This is a genomic window from Pseudomonas sp. TH07, assembly GCF_016651285.1.
Lineage (GTDB): Bacteria > Pseudomonadota > Gammaproteobacteria > Pseudomonadales > Pseudomonadaceae > Aquipseudomonas.
This window is the reverse complement of record NZ_JAEKED010000001.1, coordinates 5841620-5863771: the sequence shown is the minus strand read 5'-3', so window position 1 is coordinate 5863771 and position 22152 is coordinate 5841620. Positions and strand designations below refer to the sequence as shown.

The 22152-nt window shown below is 64.0% G+C and carries 15 protein-coding genes and 1 pseudogene; 8 read left to right on the top strand and 8 right to left on the bottom strand.

Features of this window, described 5'->3' with window-relative positions; translation table 11 throughout:
• Positions 1-135 precede the first annotated feature (135 nt).
• Positions 136-1119, top strand: a complete 984-nt coding sequence (locus JFU57_RS26835) for a GlxA family transcriptional regulator (protein ID WP_201131387.1) — start codon at positions 136-138, stop codon at positions 1117-1119.
• A 121-nt stretch (positions 1120-1240) separates the two neighbouring features.
• Here the strand turns inward: JFU57_RS26835 and JFU57_RS26830 are convergent, their stop codons facing one another.
• From JFU57_RS26830 to JFU57_RS26800, 7 genes are all read right to left on the bottom strand, one after another.
• Positions 1241-1588 carry a hypothetical protein gene (locus JFU57_RS26830; protein ID WP_242487486.1) on the bottom strand — a complete coding sequence of 116 codons (348 nt, stop codon included), beginning with the start codon at positions 1586-1588 and terminating at the stop codon, positions 1241-1243.
• Positions 1589-1758: 170 nt separating this feature from the next.
• Positions 1759-3507 carry a dipeptidase gene (locus JFU57_RS26825; RefSeq protein WP_201131386.1) on the bottom strand — a complete coding sequence of 583 codons (1749 nt, stop codon included), beginning with the start codon at positions 3505-3507 and terminating at the stop codon, positions 1759-1761.
• 201 nt (positions 3508-3708) lie between these two features.
• Positions 3709-5115: an ATP-binding protein gene (locus JFU57_RS26820; RefSeq protein ID WP_201131385.1), complete on the bottom strand. Its 1407-nt coding sequence runs from the start codon at positions 5113-5115 to the stop codon at positions 3709-3711.
• Complete coding sequence (locus tag JFU57_RS26815; RefSeq protein WP_201131384.1) at positions 5112-6923, bottom strand: DAHL domain-containing protein; 1812 nt, start codon at positions 6921-6923, stop codon at positions 5112-5114. The genes JFU57_RS26820 and JFU57_RS26815 overlap by 4 nt, the downstream gene beginning before the upstream one ends.
• Positions 6920-7873: a cytochrome-c peroxidase gene (locus JFU57_RS26810; RefSeq protein ID WP_201131383.1), complete on the bottom strand. Its 954-nt coding sequence runs from the start codon at positions 7871-7873 to the stop codon at positions 6920-6922. Before JFU57_RS26810 ends, JFU57_RS26815 begins: the two co-directional genes overlap by 4 nt.
• Positions 7874-7899: 26 nt before the next feature.
• Positions 7900-9768, bottom strand: a complete 1869-nt coding sequence (locus tag JFU57_RS26805; protein WP_201131382.1) for a GGDEF and EAL domain-containing protein — start codon at positions 9766-9768, stop codon at positions 7900-7902.
• The gene (locus JFU57_RS26800; protein ID WP_201131381.1) at positions 9765-12026 is read right to left on the bottom strand and encodes a GGDEF/EAL domain-containing response regulator; all 2262 of its coding nucleotides are present in this window, start codon (positions 12024-12026) and stop codon (positions 9765-9767) included. The genes JFU57_RS26805 and JFU57_RS26800 overlap by 4 nt, the downstream gene beginning before the upstream one ends.
• Positions 12027-12237: 211 nt before the next feature.
• Between JFU57_RS26800 and JFU57_RS26795 the strand changes: the two genes are divergently transcribed.
• Entirely contained in the window at positions 12238-13596 is a 1359-nt protein-coding gene (locus JFU57_RS26795) for an HD domain-containing phosphohydrolase (RefSeq protein WP_078468918.1), read from the top strand.
• Positions 13597-13633: 37 nt separating this feature from the next.
• On the opposite strand, the gene JFU57_RS26790 is transcribed toward JFU57_RS26795, so the two are convergent.
• The gene (locus tag JFU57_RS26790) at positions 13634-15004 is read right to left on the bottom strand and encodes an aminotransferase-like domain-containing protein (RefSeq protein WP_201131380.1); all 1371 of its coding nucleotides are present in this window, start codon (positions 15002-15004) and stop codon (positions 13634-13636) included.
• A gap of 132 nt (positions 15005-15136) precedes the next feature.
• Here JFU57_RS26790 and JFU57_RS26785 point away from each other — a divergent pair, with 132 nt between their 5' ends.
• The 6 genes and pseudogenes from JFU57_RS26785 to JFU57_RS26760 all read left to right on the top strand — a co-directional run bounded on the left by JFU57_RS26785 (position 15137) and on the right by JFU57_RS26760 (position 22135).
• Positions 15137-16426 (top strand): hydroxymethylglutaryl-CoA reductase, degradative, encoded by a 1290-nt coding sequence (locus JFU57_RS26785; protein WP_201131379.1) that lies wholly within the window; start codon positions 15137-15139, stop codon positions 16424-16426.
• A pseudogene (locus tag JFU57_RS26780) lies at positions 16423-17348 on the top strand (hydroxymethylglutaryl-CoA lyase). Before JFU57_RS26785 ends, JFU57_RS26780 begins: the two are co-directional and overlap by 4 nt.
• A gap of 58 nt (positions 17349-17406) precedes the next feature.
• Positions 17407-17871, top strand: a complete 465-nt coding sequence (locus JFU57_RS26775; protein ID WP_201131378.1) for a hypothetical protein — start codon at positions 17407-17409, stop codon at positions 17869-17871.
• Positions 17868-19256, top strand: coding sequence for a tripartite tricarboxylate transporter permease (locus JFU57_RS26770; RefSeq protein ID WP_078468923.1), 1389 nt, complete (start codon positions 17868-17870; stop codon positions 19254-19256). Before JFU57_RS26775 ends, JFU57_RS26770 begins: the two co-directional genes overlap by 4 nt.
• Positions 19257-19293: 37 nt before the next feature.
• Positions 19294-20316 (top strand): SMP-30/gluconolactonase/LRE family protein, encoded by a 1023-nt coding sequence (locus tag JFU57_RS26765; RefSeq protein WP_201131377.1) that lies wholly within the window; start codon positions 19294-19296, stop codon positions 20314-20316.
• 166 nt (positions 20317-20482) lie between these two features.
• Positions 20483-22135, top strand: coding sequence for a methyl-accepting chemotaxis protein (locus JFU57_RS26760; RefSeq protein ID WP_201131376.1), 1653 nt, complete (start codon positions 20483-20485; stop codon positions 22133-22135).
• Positions 22136-22152: the final 17 nt, after the last annotated feature.

Here is a 22152-nt window from a genome sequence, read left to right as displayed (position 1 = left end):
AAGGTTTATGCTCAAGGCCGCTACTGCCGCCGTTTGCCTGCCTCTGGTGCTGCGCCGGGCAAACACCGCAAACTGTGCCCCCGTTAACGCAACAGAGTGCGAGCCTTGATCGAACGACGGCAATTCAGCACAGGCATGAAGGGCAAAAACCTGCGCTACCTGAATGAGCAACCCGGCCAGGGTCAGCGGCCACTGCAGGCGGGGTTTGTGCTGCTCGAGCATTTTTCCCTGCCGGCGTTCACCCAGGCGCTGGACACCATTGTCACCGCCAACCTGCTGCGGCCTAACCTGTTCTGTTCCCGAACCTTTGGTTTGCACGAAGGGGAGGTGGTGAGCGACCTGGGCCTGGTGATCCGGCCGGACGCCCGTCTCGATAGCTCCCAGCTCAAGGACCTCGACCTGCTGGTGGTGTGCGGCGGCTACCGTACCGAACTCAAGGCATCGGACGCGTTCATTCAACTGCTCAAGGCCGCTGCCGAGCAGGGCGTGACCCTGGCCGGGCTGTGGAATGGAGCGTGGTTTCTCGGCCGGGCCGGGCTCCTGGCGGGCTACCGCTGCGCGATCCATCCCGAACATCGGCCGGCATTGGCGGAGTTCTGCAAGGCGACCCAGGTCAGCAGCGAACCCTACGTGATCGACCGCGACCGGCTCACCGCGGCGAGTCCTTCGGGGGCGTTCCATATGGCCCTGGACTGGATCAAGGGCTTGCACGACAAGGCCCTGGTCGAGGGCATCGAAGACATCCTGGCCTTTGAGGAGTCGCGCTACCGACGTATCAAGCCGACCGAAAATATCTGCCTCAGCGCGCCCCTGCGCGAGGTGGTCAAGCTGATGGCCGCCAACCTCGAAGAACCCCTGGAACTGGAGCAACTGGCGGTCTACGCCGGCCGCTCACGGCGTCAGCTCGAACGCTTGTTCAAGGAGCAGTTGGGCACCACGCCGCAACGTTATTACCTGGAGTTGCGCATCACCGAAGCTCGCCGCCTGCTGCAACACACCGAACTGTCACAGGTCGATGTGCTGGTGGCCTGCGGCTTTGTCTCGCCCAGCCATTTCAGCAAGTGCTACAGCGCCTACTTCGGCTACCGGCCGTCAAAGGAAGTGCGCCTGGTGAAGTAGGCGTGGCTGAAACCCCGTAGCTGTTGCCGAGTCCGCGAGGCTGCGTTGGCCCAAGCGCCCCCTCTGAAGCCTCAGATAAACCCTGTTTGCGGATAAAACCCCACCCCGCCCGCAGCAGCCTTTACGGCTGGCGGCAATTTTGCGCGGGTGACAACTGCGGCGCCGGCTCGTAGCTGGTCTGCTGCAAGCCATCGGCACCGAGGAAGATGAAGTACTTGGTGCGACAGTCCTTGAACATTGCCGAGTAACCCTCGGCCCTGATGCCCTGGTCCTTGACGGTCTTGGTCACGGTATTGCTGCGGCTGATCACGGCCAGCACCTGGTCATAACTGTCGCCCATCTTTACCCCCGGCTCGCCGGTGACGGTCATCGACGACGCGCAGCCGCCCAGGCCCAGCATCGCCAGCATCAGCGCCGCCATCCGGCCGCCATGGGCCAGCGTGTTGCAGGTGTGGTGTGTGCCGTTCATTCCCTGTACTCCATCCATCAATCGTTGTCGGCAGCCGTCACACGGTGCGGGTCCGCCCAAGAGGCTCGCAGGCCATACGACCGACCATTGCCGGGGATGGTTCCGTCGGCCAGGGAGTGGCGCGCGGGCGCCAGGTTGGACCCGCCAGGACGGCGGGTCCGGCAGGTGCATCAGAGTTTTGGCAGCTGGCCGATACGGCCCATCATTTCGGTCACGATCTGCAGGTCCAGCAGGAACTGTTCAACCGTCTTGAACTCGTTGTCGTTATGACCGGTGTACTTGACCTCCGGCCGGGCCAGGCCGAATTGCACGCCGTTGGGCAGTTCATGCACCGAGGTAGCGCCGGCGGAAGTGCCGAATTTGTGCTCCATGCCCAGGTTCTCGGTGGCCACGGCCAACAGCGCCTTGACCCATTCACCCTCGGGGTTGCGGTACATCGGCTCGGCGATCGAGTAGTCGAAGGCCACCGCGACCTTGGCCTTCTTGCTCCAGGCGTCGAGTTTGTCGGCGATTTCGCTTTTCAGCACTTGCGGCGACTTGCCTTTTGGCACCCGCAGGTTGACCGCCAGCTGGAAGGCGTTGTCCTTGACCCCGACGTAGGTCAGGGAGGTGGTCAACGGGCCCATGAAGTCGTCGGAGAAACCGACTCCGAGCTTGCCACCCAGGTAATCCAGGCCCCAGTTATCGGCGGCGTAGCGCGCGGCATCGGTGATCTGGTTGTGCTTGAGCGCGACCTTGCCGTCGAGGCTGTTGAGGAAGTCGAGCATCCGCGCCACCGGGTTGACCCCGGATTCGGGTTCGGAGGAGTGGGCGGACACACCGGTGACCGTGAGCTTGACGTTCTTGCCGTCGACCTTGGCGCTGACCTCGAACTTGCCGCCGTTGCCGGCATGGCGCTGGGCGTACTCGCTGCCGGCCTTTTGCAGGCTCGCTGCCAGTTCGGCCGGCTTGTCGGTGACCAGGGTGGCGACCGAGGTCGAAGGGATCTGGTTGGTGGCCAGGCCCCCGGTCAGCGTGGTGATTTCCGCGCCTTTGCCCTGGGCTTTACGCTGCGGGAAATTGGCCATCACCGTGCCGTAGCCTTTCTCGGCGATCACCACCGGGTAGCCGCCGTCCAGCGCCAGGTTGTAATTGGGCGTGGGATTGCGCTCGAAATAGTAGGGGATCGCGTCGCCGGTGGTTTCCTCGGTGGTGTCCACCAGCAGCTTGAAGTCGCGCGCCAGGGGCAGCTTCTCTTCCTTGATCACCTTCATCGCGTAAAGGGTGACGACGATGCCGTTCTTGTCATCCTCGGTGCCGCGGCCATACATGCGGTCGCCCACCAGGGTGACCTTGAACGGGTCGAGGCGGGTGCCGTCCTGCAACACCCAGTTTTCCGGGGTGACCGGCACGACGTCGGCGTGGGCGTGGATACCGACCACTTCATCGCCGCTGCCCTCCAGGGTGATTTCATAGACCCGGCCGTCGACGTTGCGATAGGCGAGGTTGAAGGCCTGGGCCAGGCTTTTGATCTTGTCGGCAATCTTGGTGAACTCGGGGTTCTCATGGGCCGGCACGCCGTCGACGCTGAAGGTGGGGATCGCCACCAGTTCGCGCAGGGTGTCGGTGGCGGCCTTGCCGTACTTGATCCGTGTGTACAGGCCCAGCAGGCGATGGATTTCGTTCTGCTGCTCGGCGGACAGCGGCTTGTTATCGAGGAAGGCGCCGATGGTCGAGTCCAGGTGGTCGGTTTTGCCCAGCTCGCTCTTGGCCAGGGCGCCCAGGAACTGCCTGAAATCCGTGGCCGAGGCCTCGTTGAAGTTTTTCAGGATGGCTGCGTTCTGTTGCGGGGTGAGGTTGGCCTGGGCCGAGTTGGTGAACAATGACAGGCCCGCCGCCATCAGGGTCGCAGCGGCCAGGTGCTTCAGGGAAAAATCCATGGTGTGAGGCATTCCTTTGCAGAGTGAGGGAAGTATCTGAACTGAAAGTCAGAAAGGTCCACAACCTAACACCACCTGGCAGCGGAACGGGAGTCCCATAAGTGGGATCTGTCGCACATAAATGCAAAAACGGCGCACAGGCGACAAAGCCCGGGGCATTCTCCAGGCGAGGCCTCAGCGCTCGACAACCCGTACTCGACGCTACTGATACTGCTGCTCCTGCCGGATCGGCAGCTCGACGCGAAAGGTGGTGCCGATCCCCAGTTCGCTGCGCACGCTGATCTCGCCACGGTGCTTCTTGATGATGCCGTAGGACAGGGACAAACCCAGGCCCGTGCCCTGGCCCACCGGTTTGGTGGTGTAGAAGGGGTCGAAGATTTTCTGCAGGCTGTCCGGCGCTATCCCCGAGCCGGTGTCGCTGACTTCGATCCAGACCCGTTCTCCTTCCACGCCGTTGCTCAGGGTGATGGTGCCCCGTTCCGGGCCCATGGCCTGGGCGGCATTGACGATCAGGTTCATCAGCACCTGGTTGATCTGCGACGGCAGGCACTCGACCTCCGGCAGCGGTGTGTAGCACTTGACCACGTCGGCCTTGTACTTGATCTCGGTGGCGACGATGTTCAAGGTCGAGTCCAGGCCCTGTTGCAGGTCTGCCCATTGCCATTCCTGGCTGGAGTCCACCCGGGAGAAGTCCTTGAGGTCCTTGACGATCTGGCTGACCCGGCCAATGCCCTCCTTGGACTCCTTGATCAGCAATGGAATGTCCTCCAGGAGAAAGTCCAGCTCGATCGCCGTGCGCAGTTGCACCAGGGACTCCAGCGCCGCCGCCTGGGCGATGGCCTGCTCCCCGTGGCGATAGGCATCGAGCATTTCCTGCAGGCGCCTGAAGTAGTTATCCAGGGTGCCCAGATTGGAAGAAATGAAGCCGATGGGGTTGTTGATTTCATGGGCCACCCCGGCAGCCAGTTGCCCCAGGGACGCGAGTTTTTCGGATTGCACCAGCTGGCTTTCCAGCAACTTGCGCTCGTCGATCTCCCGTTGCAGTTCGGCGCTGGTCTGTTTGAAGGCCAGGGTGCGTTGCTCCACCCGCTCTTCCAGCTGGCTCATCTGCAGATTGGCGCGGGTGGTCATGTCCCACTTGGTGGTGAGGGTGTTGGCCATTTGCTGGACTTCGATGTTGTCGAAAGGCTTTTTCAGGATCAGCAGGCGGTCGTGGCCGTCCAGGCGATCGAGCAACTCGTCCCAGGAGTAATCGGAGTAGGCGGTGCACACCACCACTTGCAGCAACGGGTCGTGTTTCCACAGTTCCTCGATGGTCTGCGCGCCGTCCCAGCCATCGGGCATGCGCATGTCGACAAAGGCCAGGGCGTAGGGCCGCCCGCGGCTCGCGGCATCCAGCAGCTTGGCCAGGCCTTCCTGGCCGCCGTAGGCCGAATCCAGTTCGAACAGGGTGGCGGCGGTCTTCGGCGTGCTGCCGAACAGTGCGCTTTCCATGGCGTCCAGTTCGGCACTGTCACCGGTCTGGGGCGTGAGGATCTTGCGGAAGTCGACGTGGATCGCCGGGGTATCGTCGATCAGCAGGATGCGCCGGTTGATGGGGTTGCTCATGACTCACCTTCGGCGATTTTCAGGGGGATTTGCAGGACGAACAGCGCTCCGGTGCCCGGACCGTCGCTGTAGGCATTCAAGCGGCCGCTCATCTCGATGGCGGCCAGCGCGCAGCTGTGCAGACCAAAGCCGTGGCCCTCCTTGCGCGTGGTGAAGCCGTGGACAAAGATGCGCGCCATGTTTTCCGGGGTGATGCCTTCGCCTTCATCGCGGACGCTGATCTGCAGGGTCTCGCCGTCGACGATGCCGGTGGCCAGGGTCATGTTGCGCTCGTGGTTGGAGACGTCGGACATGGCGTACTTGGCGTTGCTGATCAGGTTGATCAGGATCAGCAGCAGCCGGTGCTTGTCGCCCATGATGCGCGGGATATCGGCGTACTCCTTGAGCACCGTCACATGGTGCCGGGTGAGGGCGCCGGAATTCATGCGCAGCGCATCTTCCAGCAGCTCGCCGATCGACAGCGGCTCCAGCACGCTGCTGGCCCCGGCGTAGGATTGCTGGGTGGAGACGATGTCCTTGATGTGATCGACGCTCTTGCTCAACTGGGCCAGTTCCTCGGCCATGCCTTGCTGCTCAAGGTCAATGGCCTCCACCAGCTGGTTCAGGTAGCCGGGGAGCAATTTGCCTTTCTCGTCCTCGCTGAGAAAATGCCCCAGGTCCTGGGGGTGCTGGTTGATCAACTGCATCGCCTTGCCCAGGCCCTGGGCCTTGCTGTTACGCAGTTTGCGGGTCACCAGGTCGGCGGAGATGTTCACGCTGTTGAGCACGTTGCCGACATTGTGCAAGACGTTGGTGGCGATCTCCGCCATGCCGGCCTGGCGGGCGCTGTCCAGCAGTTCGCTCTGGGTATCCTTGAGCTCGCGCGTGCGCTCCTCGACCCGCTGTTCGAGTTCGTCGTTGGCCGCCACCAGCGCCCGGTTCATCTGGTTGATCTGGGCAAAGCTGCGCATCAGGCGGACCGCCAGCCAGACCAGGAGCATGACCAGCAGCGCGGAAAACACCAGCAAGTAGAAATGGTAGCGCTGGTCAATGATTTCAGCCTCCTGCTGGTCACGGTTGAGCAGGTTGGTGATGTCGTCCAGGCGCTCGGCGACCGGAACCAATTCGATCTGTTCAAGCAGGCCGTTGACCAGGGGCTGCTCGCGCAGGATCAGGGAAATATGGTTGCTGAGTACATCGATGGAGTCATAAAACTCCGGGGGCAACCGCTCCTTGTTCACTTGCAGTTTGTTCAGCCCCACCAGGATGTCGGCGGCATGCTCGGCAGAGGTGACCTGGGCGAACTCCAGGCTGCTGAGCAACAGGTCGTAGGTGTCGGTGGCGATATTCTGCAGCTGCTCTTTGTCGGTATCGGTGAGTCTTGCCAGTTGGGCCTGGATGTCATCCTCTGCGGTCGGCAGGAAGGCCAGGGAGTTGCGCAGCACGGCATTGTGCGACTTGAACTGCTCCACCAGCCGGGTCTTCTCCTTCATCGCGTCGAGGTACGCATCCTGGGTGGTGCGCCAGGCTGGCGAGGCGTTGCGCCGTTCCTGGGAGGCCATGGCGTCGAAGCTTTGCCACAGCTGGGTCATTTTGCTCAAGGGTGAGACCAGCGGGTCGTAGTTGTGACTGATGGCGACCCGGGCCTTGAGGATCTCGTTTTCCCATTGGGCGTTCTGCTGCATGATCTGGCGGATCAGGTCCCGGGACTCGGTGTAGGAGGCGGTCTGGTCCGATCGCGAATTGACGTACAGAAACAGCAGGATCGACGCCAGCACGGCGGCGACTCCGGCCAGCAGGAAGAGGCTGGTGCGACGGGATAATTTCATAGGGGCTTGCCTTCCCATTCGCCGGTCAGGGTCTTGAGGAACAGGACGATCAGGGCCGTGTCTTCCGCGGAGGGAATACGCCCCAGTTGGTACTTGAACATGATCGCCACGGCGCCCTCGAGGGTCGGTTCCGAACCGTCATGGAAGTAGGGCGCGGTGACCGCGACGTTGCGCAGACTCGGCACCTTGAACACATTGCGGTCATCTTCATCGCCGGTGATGTTGAACCGCCCCAGGTCAGCCACGGTCGGGTTGCCCCGGGCCTTGAAGTAATCGCCGAGCACGCCGAATTTCTGGAACATGTTGCCGCCGATATTCACCCCCTGGTGGCAGGCGATGCAGCCGTAGTCCTGGAAGCGCTGGTAGCCGTACTTTTCCTCCAGGGTCAGGATCGCGGTGTTACCCGCCAGGTACTGGTCGAAGCGCGAGTTGCTGCTCAGCAGGGTCCGTTCATAGTCGGCCAGGGCGTTACGAATATTGGCCTGGGTCACGGCGTCCGGGTAAGCCTCGGCGAATGCGCGGCCATAGGCCGGGTCGGCGCCAATGCGCTGGACCACGGTGGCCCAGTCACCGCCCATCTCGGAGGGGCTCTGGACCACGACGTGCACCTGTTCTTCCAGGGTTTCGGCGCGGCCGTCCCAGAACTGGCGGAAGTTCAAGCTGGCGTTGAACACGCTCGGCGTGTTGACCGCCACGGGTTTGCCGTCAAACCCCAGGGACAGGGGCTTGTCATCGGCGCCACCATGCTCCAGGCGATGGCAACTGGCGCAGGACAGGCTGTTGTTGACTGAAAGGCGTGGGTCGTTGAACAGCTGGCGTCCCAGTTCGACGTGCTGGCCATTCAGGGCTGGCACCGGCGGCAAGGCCTTGAGGGGGCCTTCGAGCGGCGCTGCCTCGGCTCCGGCCGCGAGCAGCACGCTGGCGCAGAGCAGTGATGGGAGTGACGGCATGGTCGGTATCCTTACCCGGCGGACGTTCATGAACGGCTTGGTTGGGGCTGGCGCGAGGCGTTCAGGAACAGCACGAACGCCTCGGGCTCCACGGCCTTGCTGAAGTAGAAGCCCTGGCCTTCCTCGCACCGGTGGCGCCTGAGAAAGTCCAGTTGCTCGGCGGTCTCGATACCTTCGGCGATGATACGCAGGTTGAGGCTTTTTCCCAGGTCGATGATGCTGCTGACCAACTTGGCGTCGTTGCTGTCGATACTCAGGTCGCGCACGAACGATTGGTCGATCTTCAGCACATCGACCGGAAATTTCTGCAAATAGCTCAGGCTCGAATAGCCGGTCCCGAAGTCATCCACCGCCAGGCGCACCCCGAGCCGCTTGATCGCATGCAGGGTGGTGATGGTGGTGGCGACGTTCTGCATCAGCACGCTTTCGGTGATCTCCAGCTCCAACTGCGACGGGGCGAGCCCGGTCTCGGCCAGTGTCCGGGTCAGGCGTTCGACGAAGTCGGCCTGGCGGAAATCGATGGCTGAGACATTCACCGACATGCAGATGGGCGGCAGGCCCTGGGCCTGCCAGGCCCGCGACTGGAGGCAGGCGCTGCGCAGCACCCACTGGCTGAGGGCGACGATCAGCCCGCAGTCCTCGGCCACCGGAATGAACACCGCGGGACTGACCAGGCCATGGCCGGGCCGGGCCCAGCGCACCAGGGCTTCGGCGCCGACCACGGCGCCGCTGGCCAGGTCCAGTTTGGGCTGGTAGTGCAGGATCAGCTCCTGGCGTTGCAAGGCCAGGCGCAGCCCGCTTTCCAGGGTTTGCCGGTGCCGGGCGTGGAGGTTCATGTCTTCGATAAAAAAACTGAAGCCGTTGGGGCCGCAGTCCTTGACGTTGCGCATGGCGGTCTCGGCTTTTTTGATCAGGGTCACCGCATCGCAACCATCATCGGGGTAAATGCTGATGCCCAGGCTGGCGGTTACCGTCAGGTCGTGGCCGGCTACCCAGTGCGGGGTGTTGACCGCCGCCAGCAGTTTTTCCGCGACCCCGCGGGTCTGCTGCGGAGGGACGATGTCGCTCAGGATCACCACGAACTCGTCCGAACCGTAGCGGAACACCGAGTCGGACTCGCGCAGCGCCTGCGCGAGGCTCTGGGCGACGAGCTTGAGCATTTCATCCCCGGCGGGATGGCCGAGGGCATTGTTGATCCGCTTGAAGCGGTCCAGGCCGATGAACATCACGGCAATCTGCCGGTCATGGCGCCGGGACTGGGACAAGTACTGGGTCAGGCGATCACCCAGCAAGGTACTGTTGGGCAGTTCGGTGAGCAGGTCGTAGTGCAGCAGGCGGGACACGCTCAGCAGTTCCTGGACCCGTTGCTCGATGGTTTGCTCCAGGTCGCGCATCTTGATCGCGGCATCTTGTGCCAGTTGCCATTTCCAGGTGAGGGCACTGGCCATCTGGCGGATTTCCAGGCTGTCGAAAGGCTTTTTCAGGATCAGCAATTGATCGCCGAACTCAATGCGCTCGGCCATGGCCTCCCAGGAGTAGTCGGAGAACGCGGTGCACAAGGCAATCTGCAGGTGAGGGTCGGTTTTCCAGAGCTGCTCGATCGTTTGCAGGCCGTCCCAACCGGGCGGCATGCGCATGTCGATAAAGGCCAGGGCGTAGGGCCGACCTTCGGCCAGGGCCTGCTTGACCCGTTCCACGCCTTCTTCGCCCTGATAGGCGGAATCGAGCTGGAAGTGTGATTGGGGAATGCGCGTGGTGCCGAACAGCAGCGCCTCGGTACTGCTCAGCGGACCTTCATCCTCGGGGCAGAGGATCTTGCGAAAGTCCAGGTGGATGGCCGGCGTGTCGTCGATGATCAGGATCCGCCGGTTGGCGGTTGCATAAGCAGGGTTCATTTGAGCGTCTCCGACGTTGGGTCCGCAGCTTCGACGGCGGACGTGGCCTTGAGCAGTTCACCAGCCTGTTCGCTGTCCACCGCCCGTGCCGGGACGTGCCCCAGTGGCACACCGCTGGACAGCAGGGTGATGCGCTGCTCCTGGGTTTCCACCCCTTCGGCGGTGACGCCGATCCCGGCCTCGCTGGCAAAGTTGAGGATTGCGCGCAGGGTCATGGCGTTGTCCGGGTCGCTGCCGGCACTGTCGAGCAGGCGCTGGGCGAGCTTGAGGTGGCTGACCCGGTAGGTTTTCAGGTAGTCGAACGATGAATACTCGGTGCCGAAGTCGTCGATGGCAATCTTCACGCCCAGTTCGCACAGCCGGGGCAGTATGTCGTTGTGGGTCCACTTGGTCTGGGCCAGCGTGCCCTCGGTGACGTCGAATCGCAGGTCCCAGGGGCACAGGTTCCAGCGCGCGGTGGTCCGCAGTACCTGGTAAATCAGCTCCGAACCGGTCTTGAGCTGGACCAGGGACAGGTGGATCGCAATCAGCGGCGGCGCCAGGTCCTGGTCGCGCCATGCCCGCATCTGCCGACAGGCCTGGTCCAGTATCCAGTGGCCCAGGGGGATGATGATCCCGGTCTTTTCCGCCACCGACATGAACTCCGAGGCTTCGAGCCAGCCGCGCTGGGGGTGGAGCCAGCGCACCTGGGCGGCCATGCTGAGGATTTTGCCGGTGCCGAGATCGACTTCGGGCAGGTACTGCAAATGCAGTTCGTCGCGCTCCAGGGCCAGTTTCAACTGATTGGCCAGGGCCACGCGCTGGGTGACTTCCTGGTTGATGTCCTCGCTGTGGAAGTGGAACTGGTTGCGGCCCTTGTCCTTGGAGCGATACAGCGCCATGTCCGACTGCGCCATGAGCCCGTCGGCGCTGAGGGTATGGGGGCTGTAGAGACTGATGCCGATGCTGGCCGAGATACGCGCCTCGTTGCCGTCCAGGAAATAGGGGAGCGCCAGGCTATCGAGGATCTTCGCCGCCAGGCTCGCGCATTGGGTGGCTTCCTCGACCTCCAGCTGCAGGATCGCGAATTCATCGCCGCCCAGGCGCGCCACCACGTCGTTTTCCCGGGTGCAGGACTTCAGGCGCCGGGCCACCTCCTGCAACAACAGGTCGCCCGCGGGATGACCCAGGGTGTCGTTGATGCGCTTGAAGTGGTCCAGGTCCAGGTAAAACATCGCGAAGGGCGCCGCGCCGCGTCGGGCCGCGGCAAACGCCTGGTGCAGGCGTTCGACCAGGGTCGGCCGGTTGGCCAGCCCGGTCAGGCCGTCCGTGTGGGCCAGCAGGGCGATTTTATCTTCGGCCAGGCGGCGCTCGGTGATGTCGAGGATGATGCCTTCCACCTCGAGCAACTGGCCCAGATTGTTGCGCACCGGGATGTAGCGGTTTTCTACCCAGCGAAAGCTACCGTCACCGGTGAGCATGCGAAATTCGATGGAGGCGCCGCAGACGTCCCGGTCCAGGGCGCGGAGCATGGCCAGCTCGACCTTGGCCCGGTCGTCGGCGTGGATCAGCGCCTGGGCCCAGTCGGGGGACGCCACCAGCTGCGCCGCCACATGCCCGAACTTGGTGATGTTGTGGGAGATGTACATCAGCGTGAATGAAGGCTCGCCCCGCAGCCGATAGAGAATCGTGGGGCTGTTCTGGACGATGATGTTGGCGTCGGCCAGCTCTCGGGTACGCTCCTCGACCGCTTGTTGCAACTGGTCCAGTTTCAACTCTGCGGCTTCGGTCATCTGCCATTTGACGGTCAGGGTACTGGCCATCTGCCGGATTTCGATGGCATCGAAGGGTTTTTTCAGGATCAGCAGGCGGTCGCCCAGCTCCAGGCGCTCGGCAATGTCTTCCCAGGAATAGTCGGAATACGCCGTGCACAGGGCAATTTGCAGCTTGGGGTCGGCCTGCCACAGCCGCGAGATGGTTTCCAGCCCGTCCCAGCCGGGTGGCATGCGCATGTCGATAAAGGCCATGGCATAAGGCTGGTCGCAGTCCAGCGCCGCCTGCACTTTTTCCAGCGCCTCCTGGCCCTGGAAGGCCGAGTCGAGGGTAAAGGCTTCTGCCGCAATGCTGAGGGGGGAGCCGAACAGCGCGGCTTCGGCGCTGCCCAGGGGGTCTTCGGCGGGGGTGCCGGGGGCCAGGATCTTGCGAAAGTCCTGATGGATCGCGGCGGTGTCGTCGACGATCAGGATTCGCCGGTTGCGGCGATCCGTCAGCGCCGTCATTGCCAGGTTCCAGCCCAATGCAGCGACCTTGGGTTTAGGCTCATCGGGCTTCCTTTCGTGTCTGTCGCGGGCGATCCATCCGGGGCCTGAGCATAGTCCTGTGCGGGTTCAAGTGCGAACCTTGCGGCATTCAGTTCGTACATCGCGAGCGCAATTCATCTAGTCTGATGCCCACGGCGGGCCTGATAGACGTCAAACGGAAGGGGGAAGCATGGACGAGCATGAAAACGACGTGACTCAGAACCGGCCGACGATTCTGTTGGTCGATGACGAAGAACCGATTCTCAACAGCCTGCGCCGCCTGTTGCGCAGCCAGCCTTACGAGATCCTGCTGGCCGACAGCGGCGCCAAGGCCCTGGAAATCCTTGAGCAGCGGCCGGTGGATGTGGTCATGAGCGATGCACGCATGCCGGGCATGGATGGCGCGACCCTGCTGGCGCATATCCATCGGCTTTATCCCTCGACGCTGCGTATCCTGCTCACCGGGTACGCCGACATGACGATGATCGCCAAGGCCATCAATGAAGGGCAGATTCATCGCTATATCAGCAAACCCTGGAACGACGATGAAATGCTGGTGACCTTGCGCCAGGCCCTGGTCTATCAGCATTCGGAAAGCGAACGCCAGCGCCTGGAAGCCTTGACCCAGCAGCAGAACGAACAGCTGCGCAGCCTCAATGTGACCCTGGAAAAACACGTGGCGGCCCGCACCGCCGAGCTGCAGCAGACCGCCGATATGCTCGACCTGGCCTATGAAGAGCTCAAGCGCAGCTACGTGACCGGAACCGAGGTCTTTTCGCTGCTGGCCAACCTGCGCTTGCCCAAGGCCAAGCAGACCAACCGTCAGATCATCGAACTGATTCGCGTCTACTGCGCCAGCCATGGCCTGGACGAAGCCGCAAGCCGCGACATGACCATGGCCGCCGCGCTCTACAACATCGGCAAGCTGAGCTGGACCGACAGCATGATGACGGCCCCGGCCGACCTGCTTTATCACACCGAACGCGAGCTGTACCGGGCCTATCCGAAGCAGAGCGAGTCGTTGTTGATGACCCTGGAGCCGATGAAGGACGCGGCGCGGATCATCCTGCATCACCAGGAGCGCTGGGATGGCACCGGCTTTCCCGATCACCTCAAGGGCTCGGCAATTCCCCTGGGCTCGCGCTGGCTGAAACTGGCGGTGGACTTTATCGAGTTGCAGCGCGGGTTGGTCCTCGAACGGCAGATGAACAGCGATGAGGCGCTGCTGTTCATTCGCAAATACGCCGGCAAATTGTATGACCCGGACCTGGTGGAAGACTTCGTCAACGTCTGCGCCACCTTCCTCAGCGACGTGACCCTGGCCGATCCGAGCGTCAAGGACCTGGGCACCCGGGAACTGGCCGCCGGGATGATCCTAGCGCGCAACCTGAATGCCGACAACGGCATGCTGCTGCTCAATGCGGGCAAGGTCTTGAGCATGGCCCTGGTGGATAAGCTGATCGCCTTCGAGGCCATGGAGGGTGGCAAGTACACGGTCTTTGTGAAAATCCCGGAAGAGCCGGTCGAGACCGCGATCCTGGCCTCCTGAGCAGCCCTTGAGCGCCTGAGGGCGTCGAACATGTCCCTCAGCGCTGCAACACCGCCTTGAGCCGCGGGTCATTGAGGTAGGCGACGTTGAGCCGGGTCCAGGGGTTGATCCGCGATTGCTCCGGGGAAAAGATGTGCCCGGGGGCGATCATGAACCCTTTGGGCAGCAGTCGCCGGGTCAGCTCCCGGGCATCGTCGATATGGGCAAAGCGGGCCCACAGGTACAGGCTCTGCTCGGGGCGCACAAACACCTCGGCGCCGATTTCGTCCAGCAACTGCAAGCCGCTGTCGGTGGCGCTGCGCAGGCGTTCCTGGAGGCGGATCAGGTGGCGCAGGAAATGGCCTTCGGTGAGGATCACGTCCACCGTGCGCTCGCAGAACTCCGATGAGCTGGTGTGCAGTAGCATCTTCAGGTCGCCCAGTTCATCGATCAGCTCCTTGCTGCCGGCGATAAAGCCGACCCGCAGCGCGGCCGACACCGACTTGGAAAAACTCCCGACATACAGCGAGCGCTGCAACTGATCCAGGGCCGAGACCCTGATGCCCGAGGCCGGCTTGAAATCGGCCAGGGCGTCGTCGTCCACCAGGATGAGGTTGTGGGCCTGGGCCAGTTGCACCAGGCGAAACGCCTTGCTCGGCGAGAGGTCGGAGCCGGTGGGGTTATGGCCGATCGACTGGATGAAAAACAGCTTGGGCTTGTGTTCGCGCAGGTGCTGTTCGAGCACGTCCAGGTCCGGCCCGTCCGGCAGGCGCGGCACCGGCAGCATGCGCGCGCCCTGCAATTGCAACTTGCCGAACAGCGGGTAGTAGCCCGGGTCTTCCACCAGCACCGTATCGCCGTAGCCGACAAAGCGCCGGATGATCAGGTCCAGGGCGTGGTTGGCGCCGTGGGTGGTGACGATCTGGCGCGGGGTGGCGCTGATCGAGTAGGCCGCCAGTTTCTGCACCAGGTGCTGGCGCAGGCTGGCGTTGCCCAGGCGGTTGCCGTAGCGGAACAGGGTGCTGACCCCGGTGCGCATGATCTGCCGGGTGAACTTGTCGAGGCGCATGTCCATCAGCCACTCCACCGGCGCAAAGCCCTCGCCGAGGGGGGACTGCCCGGGCTCGCGCACGAACTGCTGGCGCATCAGCCAGATGGTGTCCATGGCCCGGGCATAGGGTGGCGGCTCCTCGGGTTCGCTGCCATTGGGCGCTCCCTGCTTGACGAAAAAACCCTGGCCATGGCGCGCCTCCACCAGGCCTTGGGAGGCCAGCGCCTCGTAGGCGTTGATCACGGTGTTTTTCGAATGGCCGAACAGGCGCATGCATTCGCGCAGGGACGGCAGGCGGTCGCCGACGCGGTAGGTGCCATTGCCGATTTGCTCGGCAAGCGACGCCGCCAGTTGCTGGGCCAGGGTCAGGTGCGCCATGGGGGAAGTCCTGGGGGGAATTATGCGCAGGGTACAGCGTGGGTACTGTCTGTCCAAACTGTACCTTCTTTGCCGGGACGCAGCGGATTAGGGTGGCGCTCACTGAACAACAATAACTGCGACAGGATTTTTATGAGCCTCGATTCCCGCCTCCCCATGTTCCGTAGCATGACCCCGGCCGAACGCCTGAATCACTTGCAGGAGTTGCTGCAACTGCCCGGTGCCGACGTGGCGCTGCTGCGCGATGCCGGAGCACTGCCGCTGGAAATCGCCGATGGCATGATCGAAAACGTGATCGGAAAATTCGAATTGCCCTATGCGGTGGCCAGCAACTTCCAGATCAATGGCCGCGATGTGATCGTGCCCCTGGTGGTCGAGGAACCCTCGGTGGTGGCCGCGGCCTCGTTCATGGCCAAGCTGGCCCGCGAAGCCGGGGGGTTTCAGACCTCGAGCTCGCTGCCACTGATGCGCGCCCAGGTGCAGATCGTCGAGGTCGAGGACCCGTTCAACGCCCGGCTGAGCCTGATGCGGCGCAAGGCGGAAATCATCGAGCTGGCTAACCGCAAGGACCAGTTGCTCAACCAGCTGGGCGGCGGCTGCCGGGATATCGAAGTCCATACCTTTGCCCAGAGCCCACGGGGGCCGATGCTGGTGGCGCACTTGATCGTCGATGTGCGCGACGCCATGGGCGCCAACACCGTGAACACCATGGCCGAAGCCGTGGCGCCGCTGATGGAGGAAATCACCGGCGGCAAGGTGCGGTTGCGCATCCTCTCCAACCTGGCCGACCTGCGCCTGGCCCGGGCCCAGGTGCGCATTGCCCCCGAGCTGCTGACCACCACCGCGTACAAGGGCGAAGAGGTGATCGAGGGCATCCTCGATGCCTACAACTTCGCGGTGATCGACCCGTACCGCGCCGCGACCCACAACAAAGGCATCATGAACGGCATCGATCCGCTGATCGTCGCCACCGGCAACGACTGGCGCGCGGTGGAGGCGGGGGCCCATGCCTACGCCTGCCGCAACGGCCACTACGGCTCCCTCACCACCTGGGAAAAAGACCGCCAGGGGCACCTGGTGGGCACCCTGGAAATGCCCATGCCGGTAGGCCTGGTCGGCGGCGCAACCAAGACCCACCCCCTGGCCCAGCTGTCGCTGCGCATTCTCGGGGTCAAGAGCGCCCAGGAGCTGGCGGAAATCGCCGTGGCCGTGGGCCTGGCGCAAAACCTCGGGGCCTTGCGCGCCCTGTCCACCGAAGGCATCCAGCGCGGGCACATGGCCCTGCATGCACGCAACATTGCCTTGTCCGCCGGGGCGCGCGGGCCCGAGGTGGATTGGCTGGTGAAACAGATGGTCGAAGCCCGTGACGTGCGGGCCGACAACGCGGCGGCGCTGCTGGCACACAAGCGCGCCGAGGGATGAGCCGCGCCGCGCGACAGGCGGTGCGCCTGGTGGAGGTCGGCGCCCGCGATGGCTTGCAGAACGAGGCGCAGGTCCTCACCCCCGAGGTCCGCCTGCAACTGCTGCAGCGGTTGGCGGATGCCGGCTTGCGCACCCTGGAGGCGGGGGCTTTTGTCTCGCCGCGCTGGGTGCCGCAAATGGCCGGTTCGGATCAGGTGTTCCAGGCCCTGCCCGAGCGTCCCGGGGTGACCTGGACCGCCCTGGTGCCCAATGTCCAGGGGCTGGAGGCGGCGCTGGCAGCCGGCTGCCGCGAGGTGGCGGTGTTTGCCGCAGCGTCCGAGGCGTTCTCGCAAAAAAACATCAACTGCTCGATTGCCCGCAGCCTGGAGCGTTTCGACGCAGTGCTGCAGGCGCGCGCGCGGCCGGGATCAAGGTCCGGGGTTATGTGTCGTGCGTCATGGAGTGCCCGTTCAGCGGACGAGTCGAGCCCGAGGCGGTGGCCACGGTCAGCGCCGCGCTGTACGCCATGGGCTGCTATGAAATCAGCTTGGGGGATACCCTGGGAAGCGGCACGCCGAGGGCCACCCGCGCCTTGATCGAGGCGTGCAGCCGGGTGGTGCCGGTGGCGGCCCTGGCCGGGCATTTTCATGACACCTACGGCATGGCCGTGGCCAACGTGCACAGCGCGCTGGAGGCCGGGGTCCGGGTGTTCGACAGCTCGGTCGCGGGTTTGGGGGGCTGTCCGTATTCCCCGGGCGCCACCGGTAATGTGGCCACCGAAGACCTGGTGTACCTGCTGGATGGCCTGGGGATGGAGCATGGCGTCGACCTGGATCGGCTGATGGCGGCCGGGGCCTTTATCAATGCCCGGCTGGGCCGGGAAACCGGGTCGAAGGTGGCGCAGGCGTTGCAGGCCAAGGGACGGCTCGCCATCGGCCATTGAGTGGTATCTCTTCACGTGCATAACAATAAAAGCCCGCAGGGGCGGTGGGAGAAGTGCTTTGAAACCCGAACTCTATGAAGTGTGGGGCGACACGGTTGACGGTCGTCACCTGATCTATTCGATCGGCATTGGTGCCTGCGTCAGCCTCGGCGCATTTTTCGGTGCCCAGCACCTGCTCAATGGCTGTGTCGAGTCGGCGCAGATGGCGCGGGCCTACGCCATGTTGCTGGGGATTGTCGGCTGCCTGATCGGCGGCGCCGTCAGTGCCCGTCTGTTCAAGCCCAAGCGCCACGTGGTGGAACACCAGGCGGATCTGGGGACGCGGACCCAGGTCCTGATTGAGCTGCAGAGTGAATTCGGCGACCTGGGGCGGCTCAGCGACATGCCGCCGGAAACCATCGCCGAACTGCGGGAAATGGACCTCTATGAGCTGTTCGCCCAGTACGAGCAGGCTCAGGTCGCGCCGGCAACCGGCAGTGACTTGCCGGCTGCCGTCGGCCCCGTACAAGGTGTCCGCCCATGATCGCGCCCTTGCTCGACACACTCCTGATGGCCCTGGGCATGGGCATCCTCGGTGCGGTGATCTTTGCCGGCATCGGCCTGATTTCCGGCAGCGATGAAACCACCACCCTGGCGCCCCTGACCCTGCTGGTGGTGCTGCTCGGCGTGCCGGCGCCCGGGGTGCTGACCTTCTTCCTGGCCGGCGCGGTGGCCAAGCACATGACCCACGCGGTGCCCACGGCGCTGCTGGGAATTCCCGGCGACACCATGGCCACGCCATTGATGCGCGAGGCCAACTTCCTGCGCAACCTGGGGGTGCCGCACATTGCCCTGCGCAAGATGATTTCCGGCGCGGTGATCGCGGCCTTGATCGCGGTGCCGATGGCGGTGTTGTTCGCGGTGATGCTGGCGCCGTTCGGCGACATGATCAAACACGCGGCGCCCTGGGTCTTTCTCGCGGCGGCGGTGGCCATTGCCTGGTTTTCCAAGGGGCGGCTGGCGGCGGTGTTGACCCTGATCCCATTCGTGATGGTGATCCTCGGCCTGCAAAGCTTCACCGGGCAGTACGGGGTCAAGCTCAGCGTCAGTTATTTCCTGGGGATCGCCATCGGGCCGTTGATCGCCGCGCTGTTTTCCATGCTGGCTCCGGCAGAACGGGCGAAGATGCGCCGCGATCAGGTGCGAACCTTTTCGCTGTCGCCGGACGTCAAGAGCTGGGGCGGATTCTTCCCCAACCCGCTCAAGGTCCTGGACCGCAAGCAAAGCCTGTGGACCGGCATCACCGCGGTGATTTCCAGTGCCACCTTCGTCTTCAGCCCGGTGGCCATGACTGTGATCATGGGCGAGCTGGTGGGCTCCCGGGTGCGGCATGTCTACCACCGCCTGACCACGGTGATTACCGCGCGCAATGGCGTGACCGAGGCCACCTACATCGCCGAAGCGTTGATCCCGCTGATCGCCTTCGGCCTGCCCCTGAGCCCGGTGGCCGCGGGGCCGGCAGCGCCGCTGTTCAACGCGCCACCACGCTTCAGCGTCGACGCGGCCTCGGGCCAGGTCAACAACCTGCACTCGCTGCTCAGCACCTGGGAATTCCTCGGCTACGGCCTGCTGGCGGTGGTGGTGGCGATCCTGATTGCCTACCCCTTCACCATGAATTACGCCCACCGCGCGGCGTCCTATGTGTCGCGCAAGATCAGCCATGAAGCGGTGATCGCGACCTTTGTCGGGCTGATCCTGGTGATCGGCATCTGGGAGGGCGGTTTGCTCGGCCTCTTGGTGATCGTCACCGTGGGCCTGCTGGGCGGTTTTCTCTCGCGTTTCCTGGGGTTCAACATCGGCGTGCAGTTCATGGGCTACTACACCGCCGTGCTCACGGTGCCGGCCCTGGCCGCGCTGCTGGGTGCCTGACCTATGGCCTGCATAACAACACTATCGGGGTTTCATCATGCCTAAGCTGATTGCGCTCTCCCTGCTGTTTGCCCTTGTCGCTGCGGGCCCTGGAGTCCAGGCCGCCGAGCCGTTGCCGAGCCTGACCTACCCACCGGGTGGCGCCCGGTTGCAGGCGCTGCCGGTGGCCGAGCGCGACCTGCCGACGGTCACCGCCCAGCGCTGGCTCCAGGTCTCGGACCAGGGCTTGCAGCTCGAAGGGCCGTCGTTCGACCGCGCCGGCAACCTGCTGTTTGTCGAAGTCTTCGGCGGCCAGGTGCTCAAGGCCGATCCCCAGGGCCGGCTCAGTGTTGTAGTGCCAAAGAACGCCCTGGGCTCGGCCGGGCTGGCAATCCACAAGGACGGGCGGCTGTTCGTGGCCGGCCTGGGCAACTTCAAGGACAGCGGCAACCTCATGGTCTACAACGCCGACGGCTCGGACCCGCAGGTGCTCATCGCCGGCAACCGGCACTTTCTGGTGGATGACCTGGTGTTTGACCGCCAGGGCGGCTTCTACTTCACCGACTTCAAGGGCACCTCCACCGAACCCACCGGCGGCGTGTACTACGTGGCACCAGGCAGCCAGCAGATCGTGCCGATCCTGCCCAGGCTGGCCATCGCCAACGGCATTGCCCTGTCGCCCGACGGCAAGACCCTGTGGGTCACCGAGTTCGCCACCGGGCTGCTGCACCGCATCGAGCTCAAGGATGCGCAGACCATCGCCCCGTTCGGCGAGGCGGTGGTGTACCGCTTCAACGGCCCGTCGCCGGACTCGATGCGGGTCGATCAGGACGGCAACCTGTATGTGGCCCAGTACAGCCAGGGGCGGGTGCTGGTGCTCAACCCCAACGGCCTGCCGATCGGCCAGATCCTGATCCCGGGGCGTGACGACGGGCACTTCCTGCGCTCCACCAGCCTGGCGCTCAAACCGGGCACCAACGAGGTGTACCTGGTGGCCAGCGACGGCGACCTGGGGCAGGGCAGCGCCATCTTCCGGGCCCGGGGGTTCGCCAAGGCGTTGCCGTTGTATTCCCATCAGTGACGGCGAGGCGCGCCCTGTGAGCAGGGCGCGCGGTGCCAGGGGTAGCAGCAGGCTGTAGATTTTTCCAGATTGTCGTTCTGGTTATAGAATTGACTACTGTATAAAGAATTATGCGGGCGCTGGCGCCTGCGCAGTCATGTCTATAACAACAAGAACGGTAACCATCATGTCCTTCCTGAAAAGCCTTTCCATCGGCGCCAAGCTTCTGGTGCTGCCCGGGTTATTTGTGCTCGCGCTGTTGCTCGTCTCGGGGATGGCCTATCGCGGGCTGGCCAAGCAGCAGGCGGTGATCGAAGAAATCGACCAACTGCGGTTCCAGCAGTATCGCCAGGTGCTGGAAACCTCTGCGGCCTCCCAGGCGGCCATGGTCGGCGCCTATGCCACCGGTGCGCGCATTCTCGAATCCAATGGCCAGGCCTCGGCCGAAGAGCTGGAGTCGTACCTGGAAGATATGCAGGCCAGTGTCGACGAAATGCGTGCCGGGCTCGACAAGGTGGCCCGGGAAACGCGCTTGGGGGACGACGAAAAAGCCCTCTACCAGGCGGTGCAGGAACAGGCCGAGGTGGTGGGCGAGGGGCTGGCCGAATTCAAGCGCATGGCCCTGAGCGATCAGTTGCAGGCAGCCTCGCTGCTGGGCCGGGTCCGCGCCGACAATAACGGATTGCAAGGCCAGTTCAACCGCCTGCTGGGGTTGCAGGCGCAGTTGACCTCCGAGGCGTTTGCCGAGGCCGGGGCCATGCAGCGCCAGGTGTCGCGCATGCTGGTGGTGGTGTTGCTGGCCGCCAGTGCGCTGGCGGTGCTTGGCAGCCTGCTGTTGCGTGGGCAGATCATCCGCCCGATCCGCGAGATCGAGCAGGCATCCATCCACTTGCGTGACGGCGACCTGACCCGTCGCGTACGGGTGATAGGCCGCGATGAAATCGCCCACACCGCCCAGGCGTTCAACCAATTGATCGACGGTTTCCAGCAGGCCATGCGCCAGGTGGCCGCTGTCGCCGCTTCGGTTGGCGCTTCGGCCGAAGAGCTGGTGGGGGCTTCGGCGCGGGTGGCCGAGAGTTCCACGGCCCAGGCCGGCGCGGTGGGGGCGGTGTCCATGACCATCGAGCAGATGAGCGACGGCATCAGCGCCATCTCGACCCACGCCGAAAGCCTGCGCAGTTCCGCCGAGGCCAGTCTGCGCGGGGCCCAGGACGGGCACCTGGCACTGGCCCGCCTGCTGGAGAACATCGACAGCGTGCGCCATGCGTTTTCGGCGATCCGTGGCTCGGTGGGGGATTTTGTCGAGAGCACCACGGCCATCACCACCAGCATTACTCAGGTCAAGGACCTTTCTGCGCAAACCAGCCTGCTGGCGCTCAATGCGGCGATCGAGGCAGCCCGAGCCGGGGAGAGCGGGCGCGGTTTCAGCGTGGTGGCCGATGAGGTGCGCAACCTGGCCCAGCGTTCGGCGCGTTCGGCCAATTCGATCAATGAGTTGACGGTCAAGCTGGAAAGCCAGTCCGAGGTCGTCGAGGAAGCCCTGCGCGCCGGCACTGTGGCACTGGATGACAGCGGCCGGCTGCTCAGCGAGCTGGAGACCACTCTGTTGCAGGCGGCGGAGCTGGTGGGCGACTCCACTCGCGGCGTCGACCGGATCGCCGATGCGGTCAGCGTGCAAAGCGCCGGCGGGCGCGGGATTGCGGCGAATGTCGAGCACATCGCGCGCATGGCCGGGGAGGGCGACGCGATCACCCACCAGGTGTCCAGCGCCGTGGTGTCCCTGCGCGAGCTGTCCGATGAGCTGAACCTGGCCGTGGGGCGCTTTCGTTTCGAGGTCTGACTCATCCGGGTGCCCAG